Raw genomic sequence first — 21,324 nt, 5'->3', positions numbered from 1 at the left:
GGTCATACCTGTTGTGTCTACAACTTTTTACTCATTCGATAAAATGTTGGCAACATCCGAACATAATGAAATTCCTTGGTTATTTATTGATGAAGCAGGGCAGATACCGCCACAATACGCAGCTAGTGCTATTTACAAAATCGAAAAAAGTCGTAGTAGTCGGTGATCCGCTGCAAACAGATCCTATTTCTATATTAAAGCAAGATTTAATGAACAAATTATGTGAACATTTTAAGGTTTCATATCCTGAGTGGTCACCTTCGGAAGTTTCATTGCAAAACCTAGCTGACCATAATTCTTTATATCAAACAAAAATAGATGATGTTACGGTTAGTTTCCTTTTATGAGTGCATAGAAGATGCCAAAATCTGATGTTTAAAATATGTAACAAAATAGCTTACGGTGACAAAATGATTTTTGCTACCTCTGACTGTAACTCTGATATTAGAACGATTTTAGGTACTTCAAAATGGATAGATATAAAAGATAATAAGGTTCAACGTTATAAATATGAATCGGAAGCCGAATTTCAAAAATGACTAGAGTTATTAAAACCAAGTATTAAAAGAGAAAAATGGGGATGATGTGCTCAAACAAATTTACATTATTACAATGTATAAAGATTACAGCGAATCTATTCGTAGAAAAGTGAATGAAATATATGACGATTCAAGGATATGAGAAAACAATTCAAGCATTTGGATATAAAAATATCGCCACTATTCATGCATTTCAAGGCACAGAAAACGATACGGTAATAATACTACTAGAAGCTCAGCATCCTCTTGATAAAGGTGCACTAATATAATGACGCAAAAGCCAAACGTTTTAAACGTCGATATTAGCAGAGCTAAAAATAACCTTTATATTATCGGTAGCCTTAAGATTTGGCTGAAACATAAATATATGCCGGAAATCTTATACTTAGATAGCACTACAAGAATTAAGTAAAAAATGAAAGAACAAAAATTATTTATAAATGATATGAATTATATAAATCAACACTTGGAAATACAGAAGGAGTACAAGGTTGGTGTTGGGGTTTGTGTCACAAATACGATAGTAGTTTACCTTATGTTTCTTGGCGTACTAATGAAGATATAAATGATATAAGAAGGATAGTTTCGTAAGGCGTAAATAATATATTTAATGAAGTAATAGATGGTAAGTGATATAAAATTGGCTACCTTAGAGGAAGTAACACAATTAAAAGATTTAGTAGCAAATGATAAAGTAAAATTAGGATGTACCATGTGTAATAATGGTAGCACAGACTGTAGTCATAAAGAAGAAACGTTGAAATTTTTAAATCTTTATATTTCCGACCCAACCCTTGAGCTTTATTTAAGTCCTCACTCAATTCTGGTAATAGGTGCAATTTTTATACACAAAAACTGAAAAATTTTGGTATAAACAATTAATTCTATTAAAAAAAATTTTTACAAAAAGTCCTCCAATCCCTTATTTTACGAGGAATAGCCCCTAGTTTGTATAGTGTACATATTTTTAGAAAAAAAATGACTAAAATTGGTGAAATTTGTAGAAAATAACGTATAAGTAACAGAAAATATTAGAGAAAAGTCTAGCATAAACTAACATATGAATAGCATAGAACATATGAGTAGGTTTGTATTAAGAGCTAAAATCTTTGTTAAATCAAGGCAATAAGGCGATAATGTGTACTTACGAACCTAAATTTGAAATGCGAAAATCTTGATTACTCCTTGGCTTTTCCATTCGATCAACTACAAGAATTGGCTAACTGTCCAGACTGGCGGAGAGAGAGGGATTCGAACCCTCGATACGGTATGACCCATATAACGGTTTAGCAAACCGCCGCCTTCGGCCACTCGGCCATCTCTCCGGTTATGGCTTTACTTTATATCATCTAATAAGCAAAATTTCTAGAATTATTTTATAATTTTGCTAACTAAATATATTTTCCGGCTTTACGGAATTGCCCATAATCAAAGCTTCCTTATCACATCCGGATAGCCCTTTAAAGTCCATATACCAATAACTAGGTAAATCATCCCAACTACGGAAATATTCAATATATTTGTAAAACTGTTTAGCCTTGGCTTCAAGAGTTTTAATCTCCGTGTTATCATCACAAATATCAAAAAGTTGTTGGGTTATGTAATAAATAGCTTTAGTATCATTGTTATATTTATCTATTAAGTACTCTATAATTTCGATTCGCTTGTTTAAGCTAAGATTATAAGAGTCTGAAATTAACAATGTTACAAAATTCTCACTATCACTACAGATGCTAAATAATATGTTCTGAATGTTCTCAAATAATTTCTGATATTTAACTAAAAATCTATTCCAAGTTATTGCTTTAAGATTGACAAAACTCTTATAGTCTTTTGGTTGGTATTCGGGAATATATTTTTGTAACGGAAAAATTGAGGTTATCTAAATTTTGATGCAAATTGTTTAATTCTTCAAAATATGCAGCCATAAAAATGATTGTACACTGAGTAATAAGAAAATCTACAAAATAAAATTGATGATATTGGAATATCTGCTACTAACTTGCTGTCTAGTTTTCTAATATCATTTACCATATCACCTATATATTTTAACTCTTCATCCGTGTGATCTACATATTTAATATTTAAATCTGCAAAGGTAATAACTTTACCTTCGGCTATTTTATCTATTATTGTATAGTTTTTAATTATAGGTTCTTCATAATTAGCAATAATATAAATTTTCGGATTATATATATCTTTGAAGTTATTTCGCAGCATATTTTTTACTGCTTTTACCGTATTTTGATTAAGCTCTAATATATGAGAATATTGGTAAGTAATAAACTTGCATGATCTATTTTATTAAAAGGAGCAACATACCATGTATATTCACCTTCTTTAATGTCTTTTTGGATAAGAGCAATATAACATTCTTCTTTTAAAAATGTATCATTAGTATCTGTTAAGGCTAAATTTTAAAATCCTCTATTACCTTGTCTAAATAGCTCTGCCAATCACTAGTGAATAATTCTAGCAATTGCTTAAAAAAACTAAAACTAATTTGTATATAATTAATATTAAGTTAATTTAAAAACTTTATGAATCAGAAGTTATTAGAGACAGTTATTGACTAATGTTATCTAAACAATGCTGTAGTTCTTCTAAATTACTTATATTACTTAACTTATATGGATAATTAATTTTCCGGAGCATATTTGTTAGTACGCTTCCTGCCCCTATTTCTACTATATGAGCGATTTCTAATTTGTGAAATAGTTCTAAAGTTTCACGCCATCTAACTCGTCCGCATATCTGAAGCATTAAATTTTGTTTGATTTCTGTAGGATCTAGAGTAGGTTTTGCGGTATAATTTTGGATTATCGGTATCAGAGGTTTATTAATTACAGCTTTATCAAGAGCTACTCGCATTTTTTCTTCTGCCGGCTTCATTAAGCTACAATGAAATGGAGCACTGACTTTCAGCTTTATCGCTTTATAACCTAAATCTTTAATTATACTAATAGCATGATCTATAGCTGTGGTCTTGCCGCTAATAACTATTTGTCCTTCGATGTTATCGTTGGCAATTTGGCATAAATTTATTTTGTTGATCTCGTCTAATATTTCTTCAAGTTTTTGAAGCGGAATATTGATACAGGCCGCCATGCTTCCCTCACCTTCAGGACATGCTTCCTGCATAGATGTACTACGTATATGAAGTAGTTTTGCTGCTGTCTCAAGGTTAATACTTTCGGTGCTACATAAAGCACTATATTCACCTAGGGAATGACCGGCAGCATAATCGCAAAGACTATCCAAACTTTTACCGGTTTCAGCTTTGATAATATTTATTATTGCCATAGATACTGCCATTAATGCCGGTTGTGCGTTAGTGGTTAAGGTAAGTTCTTCAGAAGGTCCATTAAAAATTATATCAGTGAGTTTTCGGTTTAGTACTTCATCAACGATTTGAAAAGTTTCTTTGGCGGGTTTAAAATTATCATAAAAATCTTTTCCCATGCCGATCAATTGCAACCCTTGACCGGGGAAGATAAAAGCTGTTTTCATATTTTGTATTATAGTTTGAGTTTATTAATAGATTTTATTAAAATTTTCTAAAATAGTCAAATTATTTTAAGTATTTTAACACTGTTTTTCAATTTTTACGCTATATATAATTTTTACAAAAGTATTAATTTTTCTTAGCTCTATAACTTGATTACTTCCAACTAGTACTATCAATTAAACTAAGAAAATATAAACAAGGAAATTAGTTGTGAAGTTAAAAGAATATTTTAAAAAGTTAGAAAGTACAGCTGTTGGTCCGTGGCTTGCTGCATTTAAAAAATTATTTAGTAAAGAAGCATTAGAAGAGGCAATACTGAATATAAAACTAAAGGCATCTGAAAAGCAAGAGGTTAGTAAAAAAGCTTTAGTTATTTTATCTAATAATGTTATTGAAATTGGACAAAAAGATACAATAGCGCATGAAGTTTCAAGAGTTAACCAAGATAAAGAAAATATAGGTTTGGTATTTACTCTAATTACCAATATTCAATTAGAAAAATTTGCAGAATTTATCTCTAATTTACCGAAAAAACATAGTGAATTTAAGGATTACTTTCGTAGTGAAGAACAAAAAGATGGGTTTTTTAAAGAAGATGCTTATAAAAAAGTTGTTAATAAAGGTAAATTAGTTGAAAAATTCCAAAACTCATATAAATATAATTATGAAAAAATAGAACAAAATGTTCATGAATTACAAGCTTATTTAGATTCATATGAATATAATTGTGGTATTCTTAAATCTGATTTATTAAGGCATGATTATTATCATAATGCATAAATTATTATGCTATCTATTTTAGAAGTAGCGGTTTCAATAAAAATCTTATTAATTTTCTTATGACAATATCTATAAATGATTTAAATTTAAGATATAGGAGTTAAATTGAAATAAAAAATATTAAGTTGAAATTCAAATAAATGTTACTACTATTATGTAGTATCTAACTAAATTCTGTGAACTTAATGATGTTTGATCAGTTAAATATCTTATATCCTCTGTTAATAAGTATTTTTATTTTTCTTGTTGTAGTTGTTATTTCTAAAATAACAAAGTATAAACAAGCCTTAAAAGAAAAAAATTTAAGTATTATTCCTTATGACCTTTTTCATAAGCATAATGCAGGGATGGTAATTGTTTAACCTTTCTATTTTAATTCTTGCTTTATTTTTAAAGAAACTTTCTAAAATTTTTAACATAAGACGCTATTTAAATATATGTGCGTCTTAATAGTCTATTATATTTAATATAGCAGCTACTAATTGAGAGATTGATCGCAAGTTTGTTTGGCTATTTCATACCAGCAATTTTCAGGAGTGGTAGATTTATTACTAAAACCGCATATAATCAGCTTGTCTTTAGCTCTTGTCATTGCAACGTAGAGTAGTCTTATATATTCTTGCAAATCTTTTAATTTTTCAGCTTCTTTCAGCTCTTGCAAAAACTCAGGAGTATCGGCAGCATTAACAGAGAAAAACATTTCTCCTTTATCATCCCAAATAAATTTATTGCTGCTTATCGGTAAAGTAGTAGAATCGCATAATATAACAATAGGAGTTTCAAGCCCTTTAGAGCCGTGGACGGTCATTACTCTTATTTTGTCTGAATGCTCTATATCACGTTTAATATAGATATCGTTATTCTCAAACCAAGCAACGAATCCTTGCAGTGAATTATCTATATCATTTGCATAGTTTTTGCTTAATGTTAATAGTTCATTTATCATATCATCACTATCATCATCGTAAAGCTCTCGTAAATTTAGATTATGTACCACTAAATCAAAGAAGTTCTCAACAATCGATATTTTATAAATTTCAATTAGAGAATCTAACTTATTATATATCTCCTCATGTGAAGAGAGTATATCCCATAAGCTATTCTCACTTTTATTTACAAGAAGTTCGTATAATTGCTGCTCGCTTATTCCAATAATCGGTGATTTTAGTAAACCGGCAAGATTTAAATCATCATCAGGTAGTAACACAAATTTAGCTAATGAAATTAAATCCATTATAGTTAGATTTTCCTTAAGGTTCATTCTATCGCTTACCTCCACTTTAAGCTTAGCTTTGCTAAGTTCTTTGATCAGATTATTACTAAATTCATCTCGCTTTCTGACTAATATCATGAAATCCTTTTCAGATATTCTGTTTGCAGTAGACGGTAAAATTTCTTCGCTTTCTATTTGTTCTTTTATAAAATTTACGATTTTTTCTATGAGTAAATCGGCAGCAGATTTAGAATTTTCATAATCTTCAGGTAGTGCCCAAAAAAGCTCTTCTTGTTTTTCACTCGTCACTAATGGCCAAACCGTTACAGAGCCTTGATGTGTACGAAATGAGGATATTAAAGGATTATTCGCAAGGAATAAACTCGGGTAATTGGATTTTATATTTTTTAAAACATTATAAGTAAATTGTAAAATCTCTGTACATGATCTATAAGAATATTCAAGGGTGATATTTTTGAATTTCTTATTAGCATTTGTAAGATTTGCTTTTAGTCGCTCATTTACTAAGTTGAAATTACGAAGATCAGCCCCTTGAAAACTGAAGATCGATTGTTTATCATCGCCGACTATGAAAACACTATTATTTGGCCTCTCTACAGCATTAAACTCTGTTATTAAAGTAGTAATAATATTCCACTGCGAGAGGCTTGTGTCTTGTGCTTCATCGACAAGAATATGATTTATCTCGCTTTCAAGCTTATGCAGCAACCACTTATGAGTAGTTTTATTATTTAGTAATTTCTCGGTGTAGTAAATTAAATCGTCGTAATCGAGTAAATTATTTTCTTCCTTATATGAATCGTATTTTTTTAAAATAATATGCGCAAGTTTAGTAAGTAAGTTCGTATGATATTCTAGCTCTTCTATGCGACGCAGCTCATCTAATCGGTAAATTTCAGAGGTAATTTTTTCTAGCTCTAGTAATAATTTAGGATATTTCCTTATTAATTCTTTCGATAAAAGGCTTTTTCGTTTTTTCCCATCTTTAGTAAAAAAAATTTCTTTCGGTGCTATCTCCACATCATACTCGGCAAATAAGTTTTTTACCTTATCGTAAATATTATTTAATTCCCCTAACGCTAATCTTTTATTAGATATTTCTTTGGGAATTTGCTTATTTATAAATAACTTTCTGAATTTAATTTGCTGCTCGATTATCTCGGTAAAAATATCTTGCAGAGTTATTTCATGAAATCGGTTAAGTAAAATTTTCATTAAGTCATTATGTTCATCGCTTAAGTAAATTTCGTTTCTGATATTTAGGAAGATATCTTGTAATTTAGTTTCTTCAAGGATTGTAAATTCTGGTGTTATGCCGGCTTCTAAGGGAAAAGTGTTAAGGATTTTTTGACAAAAAGCATGTATTGTATAGATATTTAAAAGCTTATTGCTATTTAGTATTTTATCATATAAAGTTTTTGCGTTTTCTGTGTCTTGCGGCGATGGCTTATTGCCGCTCATTAAGAAAAGTGCTTCTTCTAGTTTCTCGGTGTTGCAAAGAGAAAGATATTTAAGTCTGCTATTAATCCTTACTTGCATCTCTATAGCTGCAGCATTAGTAAAAGTAAGGCATAAAATATTGGAAGGCTCTACGCCCGTTATTAACAGACGTAAAAATCGATCGGTTAGGATTTTGGTTTTACCGGTACCGGCAGATGCCGATACCCAAACGGAGTAATTAGGATCGGATGCTTCTCTTTGTAAGTCACTCATTTATGTATCGATTTTCTACTGTTACCCCGTGGCTTGACCACGGGGTCCAGTCTTTTTAATTATTTTTCTGGATCCCGCTACAAGCTCGCGGGATGACATCCACAGCCATATAACGACGCCGATAAATTACATATATTACGATTAAAGAAATAGCAAGTCCAAACCAAGTTAGGGCGTATTCTAAATGGTCATTTCTGATTGCTGCTAAATGATTTATTGCAAGAGGTAATAAAATATCTAGATTGCTAATATCTTTTCCTTCCGCAATAATATAAAAATTCTCAAGATCTAAGCCTAACACTTTGGATATTTCTTTTAAATTTAGCGTTAGCCACACATTATTTTTTATATCATTAGCAGGTAAGTAGATACGAGTTTTTTCTGATGGCATGGTAACACCGATAATCTCGTGCTTCCGGTCGTTTGTAGCTTGCGTGATAATATTTTTATTGCGATTACTGAACCAACCTCGTGCTACTAAAATAACTTTATCTTCTATGGTTTTAAAAGGAGTAACTAAATAATATCCGTCTTTTTCACTCGACATTGACCTTCTACCGTATAAATATATGTCTTTATTAGGCAAAAATTGACCGGTAATTTTTACTTTGTGATAAGGTAAACCGTCTTGAATTTCTGCTAAATTAATTGCAGGTGAGGTTAGGTTAGCTTGCATTGAAGCTAAAAATAATTTCTTTTCTTTTAAACGACTAAGCTGCCAAAAGCCTAAAGAGATAAGTATTGTAAAGGTTATAAATACAAGAAAATTTGTTTTCATAGATAAGGGGATTATTGATAATCGTTATTGCGAGCGACTAAAAGGAGCGTGGCAATCTCATGAAATAATATAAAATTCCTGAGATTGCCACGTCGAGGCTTTGCCTCTCCTCGCAATGACGTTTTACTAAGCAGTTTTTAAAATCCTACTAAGAAACTCTTTATGTTTTTGCAGCTCTTCTTTTGTAGGTTTAATAACAATAGTAGTTTGCTCTGTTTTGTTATTTACTTGATTAGTTGCTAAATTATTTATTACGGCAGATTTATCAACCATTTTAAAAGCGGATTGTCTACCGCCCATTAACTCTACATATACTTCTGCAAGTAATGCGGCATCTTTCAAAGCTCCGTGAAACTGCCTACCTGCATTATCAACTTTAAATCTTTTACATAATGCATCAAGATTATATTTTGAGCCTGGAAATATGCTTCTAGCCATTACTAAAGTATCAATAGTATTTGCTAGTTCCAAGAGTTTAATGTCGGTTCTTTTTAATAATGATAATTCATGATTTAGAAATTTAATATCGAAAGGAGCATTATGAATAATCAGTTTGCTATCTGAAATAAACTCTAAAAAATCATCGGCTATTGTATGAAATAGAGGCTTGTCTTTTAAAAATTCGCCGGATATGCCATGAATTCTATAAGCCTCAAACGGCATATCTCGCTCAGGATTAATATAAAAATGAAAATTCCTGCCTGTTAATACCTTATTTACCATCTCAATAGCACCGATCTCAACGATTCGATGACCTTGTCGTGGTTCAAGTCCCGTAGTCTCGGTATCTAAAATTATTTCTCTTAAACTCGACATTCCAAATCCTTTATTAGTTTCGCTATTTGTTTTTCCAAGTCTAACATATCAACGCCGCTATTTATAGCAAAATCTGCTTTTGCTATTTTGCTCTCTTGTGATAGTTGAATTTCTTTGATTTTATTATAAATTTCTATATCAAACGAAGATCTCGTTATTGCTCTTTGCATTCTTATTTCTTCAGAGCAGTATATTGTTACGACAAAATCAAAATATTTCTCAAATTTAGCTTCATAAAGCAGCGGTATTTCGGCAAAGCCAAATTTGGAATTAGCATTTTCTTTTTTAAATAAAATGAGTTTATCTATTAGTAAAGGGTAAATAAAATTTTGTAGTTTTTCTCTAGCTAGGTCGTTATTGTAAATTAAATTACTGATTTTTCTAATATTGAACGACTCAAGTTCAGGTAGTAATTTTAAAATCTGAGTTTGCAAAACTACATCTTGATATAATTCTTTTATGCATCTATCGGCACAAAAAGTTTTATATCCTTTTTCTGCTAAATAATCCAACATAAAAGTTTTACCCGATGCATAGCTACCGGTAATACCTATTGCTAACATTTTGTTATAAAAATTTTATGTTCATTAGCAAGTTTTATAGTTAATTCCTCTTCGACTATAATTACGTTATTTTTTTGAATCGCTACCCCTTTGTAATTATATTTAGCAAGATTCTTTATAGTATTAGGGCCGATCGTCGGCATATCTAGTCTATTATCTTGACCTAATTTCGCTATTTTTACTAATACTCCTCCATGAGGATTTTTACGTAAATCTGCACATCTCGTTATTAAATTATCCGTTCCTTCGGCAGCCTCTATACCAAGTATATAGCCACTTTCAACTATAACCGATTGTGCGATATCGAATGCACTTAGATGATTCAATAATTTTATTCCAAGCTCAATATCATTTTTATCTGAACTTATAGGGTTAGTATCGGTGATAATATTGGAGTTACCTTGTTGATTTTTATATATTTCATTACTTGAAATTACCTTGAAACCGTAACTTTCAAAAAAATCCGCTACTATTTTTAGCAAACTATCATCTCCTCGAATTTTTTGCCCAACTATTTTGAAAAGCAATAAACCGCCTATTTTATCTACAGCTAAATTTTTAAAATTTGGTCTATTAACTCCACCGATAAAAATAATATTTTTTACCTTATGCTCCTTAAAATATTTTATAGCTTCCCCGACCATACCGATTTTTAAAATCTTATATTCAAAATCTTTAATTTGCTCTATATCAGCTTCGTCTTTAATTGCTGCGATATAGCAATTACCGCCTTGCTTTGTATAATTACCTGCTATTAAGTAAGGTAATGAACCTCTGCCGGCGATAATTCCAAGATTTGGTAGCATAATTAAGTTTTTAATTTAGAATTCTAACCATTTATTATAAGTCCATTTTTAATATAAATCTAGAATTCTTATTTGACCTTTACATTTTAATCAAATTAAGGCATAATATTTGGTGCTAATATAGCTATAGTAATAAACGTAATTTAGAATAGAGGTTGCGGACTCGGGGGCAGTACCCGACGCCTCCACCAAAACGTTCTAAATAACTTGCTCCTAAAGGTAATTTGTACGTCGACCCGGTATTTGAATCCTCAGGTTACTTGCGTGTACCCTGCGGTTCTGCGTTCCGTGTCGCCTTCAAATTTCTCTTTATTCGCTAGGTCATTTAGAAAAGTTTAAATATGTAATAACTCTTAAAGAGTAGACAATACGAAGTTCATCGAGTATTTTTTGGGGGCGAAATAGGATCGACGTGCCTAATAAAAAGATTGCTTTTACTCGGGATGATTCCGCCGATGGCTTGTGCCATATGGGTCAAAACAAAGAAACGCAAACGATAATAATCGTTCTGTAGGTCGTTTAGCTTTAGCAGCTTAATCCTACGCGGCTGGAGGGTGTGCCGGGCAACAGAAAAACCCTCACTTATACTTGTTTAATTTGAAAAATTGGCATTGCCTAAAAACGGTTGATCTTGTCATTGCAGGCGAACGTAGAGAATGTGGCAATTTCATAAAGTAGGACTTCTGAGATTGTTTCGTCAAAACTTACAGTTTTTCCTTGCAATGACTTAAACTGTTCAAATTAAACTTCGTCGACCTATTTTTATTTATTTTTCTCGTATGAATATTGAATATAAAAAATTTGTGCATGAATATATGCTAGAATTTGTGAAAAAAATTCTAACAAAAATTCAGCATGAAAATTTATATTGGGATCAGTTAATATACATATCGTACAGAACCGATAATCCTGAGGTAATTTTACCTTCAAAAGTTAAACAGGCATATCCGAAACAGATAACAATAGTACTGCAATATCAGTTTGAAAATTTAATAGTAAATGATACGGGCTTTTCTTTAACGGTAAGTTTTGACGGTGTTAAAGAAATAATTTACGTACCTTTTAATGCACTTATTAGCTTTGTTGATTCCAATAATAATTACAGTCTCACTTTTAGTCAGTCGTTAAATATACATGAAAATCCTCAACATGAAGAGGCAATAAGTAATAATAAAAGTTATCAGACTTCATCATCTTCAAGTCCAAATGTTATAATGTTAGATAAGTTTCGTAATTCTTCTAAACCTAGTTAATGCATATTATGGATTCAAAAGTAGTGATATATACTGATGGTGCATGTGCGGGTAATCCAGGTCCCGGAGGGTGGGGAGCTTTGCTTCAATTTAATGATACTAGCAAAGAAGTATTTGGGTATGAGTTAGATACGACTAATAATCGTATGGAAATTATGGCAGCACTTGAAGCCTTGAGGATTTTAAAAAAATCTTGTAATGTTGAGATTTATACCGATAGTAAATATTTGCAACAAGGAATTACCGCTTGGATTCATAATTGGATAAAAAATAATTGGTGTAAAAGCAACAATGAACCTGTTAAAAATGCCGATTTATGGCAAAAATTATACGCAGAATTGAGTAAACATACTATTATTTGGAAATGGGTAAAAGGTCATGCAAATAATAGCGGTAATATTGCTGCCGATAAACTTGCAGTGCAAGGAAGAGAAACTGCTATAGAAATTTTAAAATGTCGTGGATAGATAAGTGTTTTATTACTTTTTTTCACAAAAAAGTAGGAGAAGATGAGTTTTTGAATCAATATTATGAAAGCTGTAATATTGATTATTTAGGGCGTCCAAGGAGGTTTGTTATTTATAAAAATGTAAATGAACCTACAAAAATTCCGCCAAGTTGGCACGCTTGGTTACATCATTTAGTAAATGAGATACCAAAAAATATTCAGCTTTTTCCATGGCAAAAGAATAATAAAATAGTTAAAAAGCTGCCTAAAACATCAAATCTTAAATATAATAGATGGCAACCGTAATTAATTAATAAAATATAAAAAACAATGCAACAGAACATTATTGAAACAATTATAGGCTTTGTAGTATTAATTATTGCTTTACTATTTTTGATTTTTGCTTACAAAACAGGTAGTTCTATAACTAGCTCAAAAGGATATCAGGTAACTGCTCATTTCCAAAGTGCGGAAGGGATAGCAGTTGGAAGCGACGTAATGATTTCAGGTATAAAAATCGGTAGTGTAAAGCAAATTACTTTAGATCCAAATAGTTTTGATGCAAGTGTATATCTAAATATTAATGATGATGTTAAAATACCTAAAGATTCTAAAGCCCAAGTAGTCACCAGCGGGTTACTTGGAGGTAAATATATTTCAATTGTACCAGGTAATGACGATGAAAATTTAGCGGCTAATGAAGAGATAAAATATACTCAATCAGCAATTAATATTGAATCATTAATTAACAAAATTGTTTTTTCATTCGGTAGTAAGTAGAAGTAATACAAAATAAAAAATCATTAAATTTAGCCGAATCTAGTTTAGATTCGGTTTTTTTATTGTTTAAGCTATTGTAAAGTTCTTATAAGAGGAGCATTGTATAAGGTTTGTAGGCAAAATAATTTGCTTAACAAAATGTAAACTAATAAAGGAGTAAATTATGAAAGAATCAAATTCAAACTCTGCTAAAGCAGATGTCGAAGGTATCAAAAAAGATATTGAAAGCTTAGTGTCAAGATTACGTAATTTAAAAGGTAATCCGGAGATATTCTAGATGAGCAGTTAGGTAATTTATCATCCCGTTATGGAACATTATAAAGATAAAGGAATGGATAAAGGTAAAGCTAATGTAGCGGATTTATGTGAGTCGACACGTGACCACCCTTTGCGGAATCTCGCTTACGCTTTTGGTGTAGGTGTATTGCTCGCTATTCTTATGAAATAGGTAATTCCATGTTAAAATCTCTAATATATGAATTATTAAAAAGTAGCATTAAGCAAGAAGAGAAAGCTTATGGCAAACCATTCGTCTATTTTTTTAATATTCTAGGTTTAGTTTTAATAGTTATTGCTAATTATTGTTATTGTTCGGATAGTCTGGAATTTTATTTTCTTATGCAAAGCGGAATAAATTATATCTTCTATGGTTATTGAAGCTGTGAGATGTTATTTAAAATACAAAAATAGATATCGTACTTTAGATTGTTTAAGATCAAAAAGTAGAGAGTTAGTAGAGAGCATCAGTACGTCGTTTACTGACTGAGTCTCAACTAAGACCTTAATAAGATATTTACCTACGATAATTCGCTATGTTCCAAGTACCGTACTGACATTTTTAGTATGTACTTATATTAAAAGAAAATTCTTAAAAAATGTTACATATCGACTTTTAGGTAAGTAGTAATTTATCTCTCGGTTTAGGTAACTCTAAACCGAGCTTTAAATAACTCTGTCTTACTTAAAAATATAGTTTCAATATTAAGCTCTTGATACTGCATTTGGTAAGGTTCGCTTATACGACTTCGTTAAGCTCACTCTTAAATTTGTTATTTGAGTGTCTGATTTTGTTTTTGGGAAATCTAAATTATCTTAGCCAAGTGTATGAAAGTGTTTAAGCTTTCTTCATCGTCTTTGGTCATTATATAATGCACTTTGAAATATATAAGCATTTGATGTGTTTTGTCCGATATTTTATTTTTCTCTAAAAACGCATATGATTTATGAGTATTGTTATGTTCATCTTGTATACTAAACACTTTATTTACTGTAACTGATGTATCGGATTTTGATATAAAATCATCAATAAAATAGTTTAAAGAATCTCTAAATAATTCGCTTAATTGCTTATCATTTTCAAGTTCTGCATATGATAACGATCTTGCAGTTTTCAACTTAAAATATGATTTAATCATTTCAAGAGCAGAATATCTATCGCAGTTATTATTAAGAATTTTATATAACATTTTTTTATCAAAATATGCAGGTATTATTTTTAAATCCTTATTAATAATTTGCTGTTTGTAATAAGATAATTGACGCATAAACACGATAAAAGTAGCTGTAAGACCTACAACTAAGATAGAGTATAAATTTAGTGATTGAAAAAGCATATTTTAAATATATTTAATTATAACTACCAATGATAGTATAGTATTTTTGCTTTTCAATCTAAAAATGAACCATTATTACTGTATATTATTTATTTTTTCTCTCAATTAGTTTATTTATCACATATCTATCCATGCTAATAAAATAAAGTAAATTTAAAGTACTAATTGTTAGCTTGTTTCTTGCTTTTAACGTTACTATTTGCTGGGGAATACAGTTAAATCTATATAATTACAACTATAAAAAACATCGCAATATATTATAGCTTCTTTCTATCAATTCACGGAATATATTAAGTTGTACTTCCTTTGCTTATTTATCGTGTAAAGTGAAATTTTCTATTGACTTTTATATAAAACAGTATAAATTTCTGTACAATTTAATTTTTTGTAAAGAATTTATTCTAGGCTATGAAAAAGAACAGAGAAGTTTAACAAGCGACCAAAAAGCAGCCACGGGAATTTTATCTACAGCTACTTTTCTTGAGTATTGTGATTTAATGTTGTATGTCCATTTAGCAGTATCAATGAATTGTTCTTTTCTACATATGATGCGAGTGCAGCTGCTCTTCTCTCTGCCTTTACCTTTTGTGCTACCTTTATATTTAGACCACTAGGAGCATATGTTTTTGGTTGAATAGGTGATAGATATACATTAGGGCGAAAATCTACTGTTATTATCTACCTTAATGGCTTTATCCTGTATAATTATGGCAAATGCTCCTACTTATGAACAAGTAGGTTATTTTGCTGCTGTATTAATCACAATTTGCTGTGCAATTCAAGGTATAGCTTCTGTAGGTGAAATAGTAGTAGCAGAACTTTATTTAACTGAAATTACAAAACCACCTATACAATATCCCGTAGTTTCTTTTATTGCCGTAGCATCAGTAATTGGGACAACTGTAGCTTTAGCTATAGTATCTTTAGTTACTACTCAAGGATTTAATGGGCGTCTTGCCGTTGGGATAGATGCAATTATTGTAGTTGTGAGAGGTTACGCTAAAGCTCATCTTAGAGAAACGCCTGATTTTGTAGATGCAAGTGCTAGACTTTTACGAAAATATGAAAAAGCAAATATTGACAAAAAAGAATTAAAAAACGATGAGATTTTTTACCAAAAACCTAATAAGAAGACAACTATATATTTTTTCATAATGGTTGTGCTTGGCCCATATTTTCTACTATACTTATATTACTTGTGGTGAAGTTTTAAAGAATGCATTTGGATATAGTGCAGCTCAGGTTGTTCATCATAATTTTATTATTTCAATGTTCCACCTAGCTAGTATGTCTTTAAATATGTTTTCTAAGTTATAAAATATATCCTTTAAAAATTCTTAGAGTAAAATTAGCTTTACTCTTATATTTATTCTATTTGCACCATACCTTTTAAAAAGTACAACTACACCTTTCCAGCTTCTTTTAATTCAAATAGGTTTGATAATATGTTCATTTGATACTGTTCCTGCTGTTTCAATCTTTTTTAGGCTCCGGTTTTTAAACGCTTTACAGTAGTATTATATATGCTGTGTCTAGAGCCTTAATGTGTATAATCACTTCGTTTGGAATTATATATTTAACAAAATATTTGGGTCAATATGGTTTGTTTGTTGTGATGGTTCCATTACTTATAATTTGTATGTTTGGTCTAAATCATTTTCAAAAGTTGGAAAAAGAAGCAGGTTATTCATAGTGAATAATGATATTTATCTTTGTATAAAAACCTATAGCAAATTTCATTAAACTTTTCTTCAATTTCATAACACTCTAAATGTATAGCAACAACTAGACACTTCTTAAATGTTTCCACAATGATCTGCTTCGCTTTTTCAGGTGATTTAGCTCCTAATGTTTGTACATTATGAATACGATCAAATAATTTTATAAGTGCGGTATCCTATCTTTTTTGCTTAATTAATAGGTTTAAGCTTTCTTCGACACTGATTTGTCCGTGAGGTTTAATTCTAGTTAAACCTTCTACATGTTTTGCTATTTCTTTACCAAAAATTTCGATGATCAGCTTTTCAGTAAGTTCTGTATCCTCAATAGTATAGTGGAAGTAGAGCAGCATTTATCATATTAGAAGTAAAAAGCTTAGGCGCTTCGTCTGCTACAAACTTTGCAAGCATAATCGCTACTTCGATCGGGTGCGAATAATACGGATCACCTGACTGACGCATTTGTGAACCATGATATTTACGAGCGTAGTAGATACCTGTTTTAACTTCCTCTATATCAACAGGATTTTTTACTTTAGTGTTTAAATATTCGAGTTTATCAACTAGCTTTTTAGCGTAAACACAAATTTCAAACTTTTCTTTCCAAGAGTTTATATCTTCCATAAAAGTTATTTTATTTATATTAATAATAGTTGATTACAATTAAAGCAAAAGTGTAAAAATTGTAATAACAAATAATTTTTTAACTTTAAATAGATTAATAGTTTTTGGTTACATTGTATTTAAACAATTTCATTTTGTGTTATTATTTATTTTTGCTTCTTGTTCTTGCTGTAATTTATACCCTGCTGCTTTTTCTTCTATATATTTAAAAAAGAAATAACAAAAAGTTAAAAAACTAGTGAGAATAATAGCAAATGTTATTAATATTAACTTAAGCTCTTTCCTTGCATTGTGAGCTTTTAAACGCTTTTCCTCCTCTTCATCTATTATTCACTCAAAGGTTAAAGTTTCTTCTTCTTTATTTTCCATATTTTAACTCTTATAAATTAAATTATATTATGAATGACAGAGTTTAATTATCATTTTTAAGAAAAGTAATCTATAAAGTAATTAAAATAAGTCAATGACTATAATTATTTAGAGTTGAAAAGATTATCATTACACGGGAATGACATCGGAAGGCTAAATTACAGCATAAAACAACTGCTTTTAGGTGATATCTGCTTTTAATCTTAATTTTTATATTCCAGGATAAACTATAGTATGCTAAGATATTGCTTTTAAAAATAAGTGATGATCAGTGTCAAAATTTTCTTTTAATATTCATCATCAGCATAAAAAAGCTAGAAGCGGTATTATCGTAACCGCACACGGTGAGATGCGTACACCCGCTTTTATGCCAGTTGGAACTAGAGGAACGGTTAAGGCAATGCTACCTGAATCGGTAGCAGAAACGGGGGCGGATATATTGCTTGGCAATACTTACCACTTAATGCTTCAGCCGACTGCCGAACGTATAGTACAGCTTGGTGGCTTACATAAATTCATGAATTGGGATAAGCCGATATTAACCGATTCTGGCGGTTTTCAGGTAATGTCGCTATCGAAGTTATGCAAGATCACCGAAGAGGGAGTAAGTTTCAGCTCTCATATTAACGGCGATAAATATATGTTAACTCCTGAGCGTTCTACCGAAATACAATATCTGCTCGGTAGCACAATCACTATGGCTTTTGATGAATGTACGCCTTACCCTGCAACCTTTGAAGAAGCTAAAACTTCTATGCAGCTTACGACTAGATGGGCGAATAGATCACGTAATACTTTTGTTAAGCGGGAAGGCTATGCACAATTCGGTATTATTCAAGGTAGCGTTTACGAAGAATTACGTGAGCAATCGGCTAAGGATCTAGTAGAACTTGATTTTGAGGGTTATGCTATAGGTGGACTTGCAGTAGGTGAGGGGCAGGAGCTTATGTTTAAAGTACTTGATTATGCTCCTGATTTTCTGCCGCAAAATAAGCCACGTTATTTAATGGGAGTCGGTAAGCCTGCTGATATTATAGGTGCGGTTAGCAGGGGTATAGATATGTTTGACTGCGTAATCCCGACACGCTCAGGTCGCAATGGTCAGGCTTTTACGAAATACGGTACGGTAAATATCCGCAATAGCAAATATGCCGATGATAACAAGCCGCTAGAACATGATTGCCTATGTCCTGCTTGTAGAAACTATAGTAAAGCTTATCTACATCATTTAGTTAGAATCGGTGAAATACTTGGCTCTATGCTAATGACATGGCATAATTTAACATATTTCCAAAATCTCATGAGCCGTATTAGAGCATATATTAAACTAGGTAAAGATTTTGATTTTGATTCTTAAAGTGACTAGTTATAAAACATGCCTTATTACATGTAAACGTACTTAAGTAGGTTATGTTATGAAAAAAGTTTGTGCAGATCACAATTCAGTGATTGTAACTAGACAAAAACAAAAACCGGTGGTTATTATGTCGCTTGAAGATCATAATGCTATGGAGGAAACTATACTTGTTAAAAAGTCCTAAAAATGCTGAAAGACTAAAACGAGCAATTAGCGATTTTGAAGAAAATAAAAATTTTAGGAATTGGATTTGATTGTAAAAGTATGAACTACTAATGCCAAATATTGATTTAATATCTGAAGAGGAAGCACAAAAATTACTAGAAGAACTCGCTGATAAAATTGCAGCGTATAACCATGCTTATTATATAGAAGATAATCCTTTAGTTTCTGATAGCGAGTATGATCAGCTATTTAATACCAATCTCAAGTTAGAACAAAAATTTCCTCATTTAATTTTAGAAAATAGTCCTAGCAAAAAAGTAGGGGCTAAAATAGCAAATAAATTTGCTAAAGTTACGCATCAAGTGCCCATGCTATCTCTCAGTAATGCTTTTGATGAGCAAGATGTGAGAGATTTTGTAGACCGCATAAAAATTTTCTTACGCCTTAATGAGTTTGCTCCTATCTTTTGTGAACCTAAAATAGACGGTTTGTCTTTTTCTGCTGTTTATAAACACGGGGTGCTTACAACGGGAGCTACAAGAGGTGACGGATATGTCGGTGAAGATATAACAGCAAATATTAAAACAATCAAAAATTTTCCTCATAAAATAGATAATGTTCCGGAGTTTTTAGAAGTACGAGGGGAAATTTATATTGAAAAACAAGATTTTTTAAATCTAAATAAAGAACAAGAAGAGCAGGGCAAGGATAAATTTGCCAATCCTCGTAATGCTGCTGCCGGATCACTTCGTCAGCTTGATTCTTCTATTACGGCTAAAAGACCGCTCAAATATTTTGTATATTCAGGAGGGGTAACTGAACAGAATCTCGCTTCTTCACAAGATCAATTACTTACAAAATTAAAAGAATGCGGCTTTAACATTAATGAAATATCTAAACTTGCGAGTTCTGAAGAAGAAATTTTTGCCTTTTACGAATATCTCAAAATAAATAGAGAAAATTTACCTTATGAAATTGATGGAGTAGTATATAAGCTAAATGATTTTGCACTGCAAAATAGAATGGGCTTTATTGCACGAAATCCACGCTTTGCTACCGCTCATAAATTTCCTGCAATAATAGGACAAACAAAGTTACTTTCTATTACTGTACAGGTCGGTAGAACTGGTACGTTAACGCCAGTAGCCGAACTTGAACCCATAGAAATAGGCGGGGTCACTGTTAGCAGAGCAACATTACATAATTTCCAAGAAATTGCACGAAAAGATTTGCGAATTAAGGATTATGTATTCCTGCAACGTGCTGGTGACGTTATTCCTAAAATCATGGGAGTTGATTTTGATAAACGTCCTAATGATACAGAAACGTTTGATACTCCTTTATTTTGTCTGTCATGCAATTCTAAATTGCATTATACGCCTGAAGATATTATTATACGCTGTGATAATGGCCTTAACTGCCCTGCTCAGAATTATGAGCGTATCCGTCATTTTGTATCGAAAAATGCTATGGATATTGAGGGGCTTGGGCGTAAGCAAGTTGAGTTTTTAATAGATAAGGGATTGATTAGTAATCCTTTAGATATTTTCTTTTTAAAAGAAAAAAATGACTCTAGCTTAGCAAAACTTGAAAATATGGATGGATGGGGTAAAAAATCAGTAGAAAATCTTTTTAAAAATATAGAAAAATCAAAAAACGTTAGTTTGCCAAGATTTATATATGCATTAGGCATAAGGCATATCGGTGAACACAATGCTAAATTACTTGCTAGAGAATTTGGCAGCTATAATAATTTTATAGCTCAAATGGAATTGCTTAGAACAAATGAGCCTGATATTTATCAAAAACTAAACAATTTAGAAGGAATTGGTGATAAGATTTTAGTAGATATTATTGATTTTTTTAATGTTAAAGAAAATATTGAGCTTATCAAAAAACTTGGTGAAATATTAAATATTGAAGATTATAAAGAGACTAGAGAACAGAGTAGTTTAATAGACAAGATAGTCGTATTTACCGGTAGTTTACCGACGATATCTAGAGCAGAAGCTAAAGCAACGGCTGAGAAGCTTGGGGCTAAAGTTGCAGTTGGCGTATCATCGAACACGGATTTAGTTGTAGCCGGCGTTGATGCAGGCAGTAAACTTAAAAAAGCTAAAGAGCTTAATATTAAAATTATTGATGAAGAAGAATGGCTTACGCTTATAAAAAATGTTTAAAGCAAGGCATTGCTAACTAAATGATAGTAAATAAAAAACTCGATGTCATTCCCGCTTTCGCGGGAATGACATCGGAAAGC

The 21,324-nt window shown here is 31.1% G+C and carries 24 protein-coding genes, 1 tRNA gene, 1 other RNA gene and 2 pseudogenes; 16 read left to right on the top strand and 12 right to left on the bottom strand.

Annotation, left to right across the window (positions count from 1 at the left end; all coding sequences use genetic code 11):
- The first annotated feature begins 65 nt into the window (after positions 1-65).
- The 4 genes from ACHBLB_RS01160 to ACHBLB_RS01145 all read left to right on the top strand — a co-directional run bounded on the left by ACHBLB_RS01160 (position 66) and on the right by ACHBLB_RS01145 (position 1,398).
- Complete coding sequence (locus ACHBLB_RS01160; protein WP_475842040.1) at positions 66-347, top strand: hypothetical protein; 282 nt, start codon at positions 66-68, stop codon at positions 345-347.
- Between the two features lie 24 nt (positions 348-371).
- Positions 372-539, top strand: coding sequence for a hypothetical protein (locus ACHBLB_RS01155; RefSeq protein ID WP_475842038.1), 168 nt, complete (start codon positions 372-374; stop codon positions 537-539).
- Positions 540-661: 122 nt separating this feature from the next.
- Entirely contained in the window at positions 662-808 is a 147-nt protein-coding gene (locus ACHBLB_RS01150) for a hypothetical protein (RefSeq protein WP_475842035.1), read from the top strand.
- Between the two features lie 353 nt (positions 809-1,161).
- Complete coding sequence (locus tag ACHBLB_RS01145) at positions 1,162-1,398, top strand: hypothetical protein (RefSeq protein ID WP_475842033.1); 237 nt, start codon at positions 1,162-1,164, stop codon at positions 1,396-1,398.
- Between the two features lie 374 nt (positions 1,399-1,772).
- Here ACHBLB_RS01145 and ACHBLB_RS01140 read toward each other — a convergent pair.
- The 4 genes from ACHBLB_RS01140 to fabD form a co-directional block, all read right to left on the bottom strand.
- A tRNA-Ser gene (locus tag ACHBLB_RS01140) sits at positions 1,773-1,864 on the bottom strand.
- A 62-nt stretch (positions 1,865-1,926) separates the two neighbouring features.
- Positions 1,927-2,241: a hypothetical protein gene (locus tag ACHBLB_RS01135; RefSeq protein WP_475842031.1), complete on the bottom strand. Its 315-nt coding sequence runs from the start codon at positions 2,239-2,241 to the stop codon at positions 1,927-1,929.
- 209 nt (positions 2,242-2,450) lie between these two features.
- Complete coding sequence (locus tag ACHBLB_RS01130; RefSeq protein WP_475842029.1) at positions 2,451-2,759, bottom strand: hypothetical protein; 309 nt, start codon at positions 2,757-2,759, stop codon at positions 2,451-2,453.
- A gap of 345 nt (positions 2,760-3,104) precedes the next feature.
- On the bottom strand, positions 3,105-4,049 hold the full coding sequence (gene fabD, locus ACHBLB_RS01125) for an ACP S-malonyltransferase (protein WP_475842027.1): 945 nt from the start codon (positions 4,047-4,049) through the stop codon (positions 3,105-3,107).
- Between the two features lie 208 nt (positions 4,050-4,257).
- Here fabD and ACHBLB_RS01120 point away from each other — a divergent pair, with 208 nt between their 5' ends.
- Positions 4,258-4,827, top strand: coding sequence for a hypothetical protein (locus ACHBLB_RS01120; protein WP_475842025.1), 570 nt, complete (start codon positions 4,258-4,260; stop codon positions 4,825-4,827).
- Between the two features lie 478 nt (positions 4,828-5,305).
- On the opposite strand, the gene ACHBLB_RS01115 is transcribed toward ACHBLB_RS01120, so the two are convergent.
- The 5 genes from ACHBLB_RS01115 to ACHBLB_RS01095 form a co-directional block, all read right to left on the bottom strand.
- The gene (locus ACHBLB_RS01115; protein WP_475842023.1) at positions 5,306-7,774 is read right to left on the bottom strand and encodes a UvrD-helicase domain-containing protein; all 2,469 of its coding nucleotides are present in this window, start codon (positions 7,772-7,774) and stop codon (positions 5,306-5,308) included.
- 55 nt (positions 7,775-7,829) lie between these two features.
- Positions 7,830-8,552: an SURF1 family protein gene (locus ACHBLB_RS01110; RefSeq protein ID WP_475842020.1), complete on the bottom strand. Its 723-nt coding sequence runs from the start codon at positions 8,550-8,552 to the stop codon at positions 7,830-7,832.
- 126 nt (positions 8,553-8,678) lie between these two features.
- Positions 8,679-9,368: a DNA polymerase III subunit epsilon gene (gene dnaQ, locus ACHBLB_RS01105; protein ID WP_475842018.1), complete on the bottom strand. Its 690-nt coding sequence runs from the start codon at positions 9,366-9,368 to the stop codon at positions 8,679-8,681.
- A complete protein-coding gene (coaE, locus tag ACHBLB_RS01100; protein WP_012736477.1) occupies positions 9,356-9,931 on the bottom strand; it encodes a dephospho-CoA kinase in 576 nt (191 codons plus the stop codon). The genes dnaQ and coaE overlap by 13 nt, the downstream gene beginning before the upstream one ends.
- Positions 9,925-10,737, bottom strand: a complete 813-nt coding sequence (locus ACHBLB_RS01095; RefSeq protein WP_012151239.1) for an LpxI family protein — start codon at positions 10,735-10,737, stop codon at positions 9,925-9,927. The genes coaE and ACHBLB_RS01095 overlap by 7 nt, the downstream gene beginning before the upstream one ends.
- A gap of 74 nt (positions 10,738-10,811) precedes the next feature.
- On the opposite strand from ACHBLB_RS01095, the gene ssrA reads away from it, so the two are divergent.
- The 7 genes and pseudogenes from ssrA (at position 10,812) to ACHBLB_RS01060 (ending at position 14,122) form a co-directional block, all read left to right on the top strand.
- Positions 10,812-11,320, top strand: a transfer-messenger RNA (tmRNA) gene (gene ssrA / locus ACHBLB_RS01090).
- Positions 11,321-11,516: 196 nt separating this feature from the next.
- A complete protein-coding gene (locus tag ACHBLB_RS01085) occupies positions 11,517-11,990 on the top strand; it encodes a ClpXP protease specificity-enhancing factor SspB (protein ID WP_475842015.1) in 474 nt (157 codons plus the stop codon).
- Positions 11,990-12,457: a ribonuclease HI gene (gene rnhA, locus ACHBLB_RS01080; RefSeq protein ID WP_475842013.1), complete on the top strand. Its 468-nt coding sequence runs from the start codon at positions 11,990-11,992 to the stop codon at positions 12,455-12,457. The genes ACHBLB_RS01085 and rnhA overlap by 1 nt, the downstream gene beginning before the upstream one ends.
- On the top strand, positions 12,445-12,744 hold the full coding sequence (locus ACHBLB_RS01075; RefSeq protein WP_475842010.1) for an NADH-ubiquinone oxidoreductase subunit NDUFA12 family protein: 300 nt from the start codon (positions 12,445-12,447) through the stop codon (positions 12,742-12,744). Before rnhA ends, ACHBLB_RS01075 begins: the two co-directional genes overlap by 13 nt.
- A gap of 24 nt (positions 12,745-12,768) precedes the next feature.
- Positions 12,769-13,218: an outer membrane lipid asymmetry maintenance protein MlaD gene (mlaD, locus tag ACHBLB_RS01070; RefSeq protein ID WP_475842008.1), complete on the top strand. Its 450-nt coding sequence runs from the start codon at positions 12,769-12,771 to the stop codon at positions 13,216-13,218.
- A 163-nt stretch (positions 13,219-13,381) separates the two neighbouring features.
- Positions 13,382-13,666 (top strand): annotated as a pseudogene (locus ACHBLB_RS01065) (hypothetical protein).
- Between the two features lie 8 nt (positions 13,667-13,674).
- Positions 13,675-14,122, top strand: a pseudogene (locus tag ACHBLB_RS01060) (hypothetical protein).
- A 178-nt stretch (positions 14,123-14,300) separates the two neighbouring features.
- On the opposite strand, the gene ACHBLB_RS01055 reads toward ACHBLB_RS01060, so the two are convergent.
- Positions 14,301-14,831 (bottom strand): hypothetical protein, encoded by a 531-nt coding sequence (locus ACHBLB_RS01055; RefSeq protein WP_475842006.1) that lies wholly within the window; start codon positions 14,829-14,831, stop codon positions 14,301-14,303.
- Positions 14,832-15,538: 707 nt separating this feature from the next.
- Here ACHBLB_RS01055 and ACHBLB_RS01050 point away from each other — a divergent pair.
- Positions 15,539-16,036, top strand: coding sequence for an MFS transporter (locus ACHBLB_RS01050; protein ID WP_475842003.1), 498 nt, complete (start codon positions 15,539-15,541; stop codon positions 16,034-16,036).
- 837 nt (positions 16,037-16,873) lie between these two features.
- Here ACHBLB_RS01050 and ACHBLB_RS01045 read toward each other — a convergent pair.
- Together ACHBLB_RS01045 and ACHBLB_RS01040 are read right to left on the bottom strand one after the other, a co-directional pair.
- The gene (locus ACHBLB_RS01045; RefSeq protein WP_085065604.1) at positions 16,874-17,173 is read right to left on the bottom strand and encodes a bifunctional (p)ppGpp synthetase/guanosine-3',5'-bis(diphosphate) 3'-pyrophosphohydrolase; all 300 of its coding nucleotides are present in this window, start codon (positions 17,171-17,173) and stop codon (positions 16,874-16,876) included.
- A 129-nt stretch (positions 17,174-17,302) separates the two neighbouring features.
- Positions 17,303-17,503, bottom strand: coding sequence for an RP671a family tick cell line-upregulated protein (locus ACHBLB_RS01040; protein ID WP_252903746.1), 201 nt, complete (start codon positions 17,501-17,503; stop codon positions 17,303-17,305).
- A gap of 310 nt (positions 17,504-17,813) precedes the next feature.
- Between ACHBLB_RS01040 and tgt the strand changes: the two genes are divergently transcribed.
- From tgt to ligA, 3 genes are all read left to right on the top strand, one after another.
- Complete coding sequence (tgt, locus tag ACHBLB_RS01035; RefSeq protein WP_475842000.1) at positions 17,814-18,899, top strand: tRNA guanosine(34) transglycosylase Tgt; 1,086 nt, start codon at positions 17,814-17,816, stop codon at positions 18,897-18,899.
- Positions 18,900-18,957: 58 nt separating this feature from the next.
- On the top strand, positions 18,958-19,083 hold the full coding sequence (locus ACHBLB_RS01030; RefSeq protein ID WP_475841998.1) for a type II toxin-antitoxin system Phd/YefM family antitoxin: 126 nt from the start codon (positions 18,958-18,960) through the stop codon (positions 19,081-19,083).
- Between the two features lie 91 nt (positions 19,084-19,174).
- Positions 19,175-21,244, top strand: a complete 2,070-nt coding sequence (ligA, locus tag ACHBLB_RS01025; RefSeq protein WP_475841996.1) for an NAD-dependent DNA ligase LigA — start codon at positions 19,175-19,177, stop codon at positions 21,242-21,244.
- Positions 21,245-21,324: the final 80 nt, after the last annotated feature.

Source organism: Rickettsia lanei (assembly GCF_056242675.1).
This window is presented reverse-complemented; position numbering and strand designations above follow the sequence as displayed.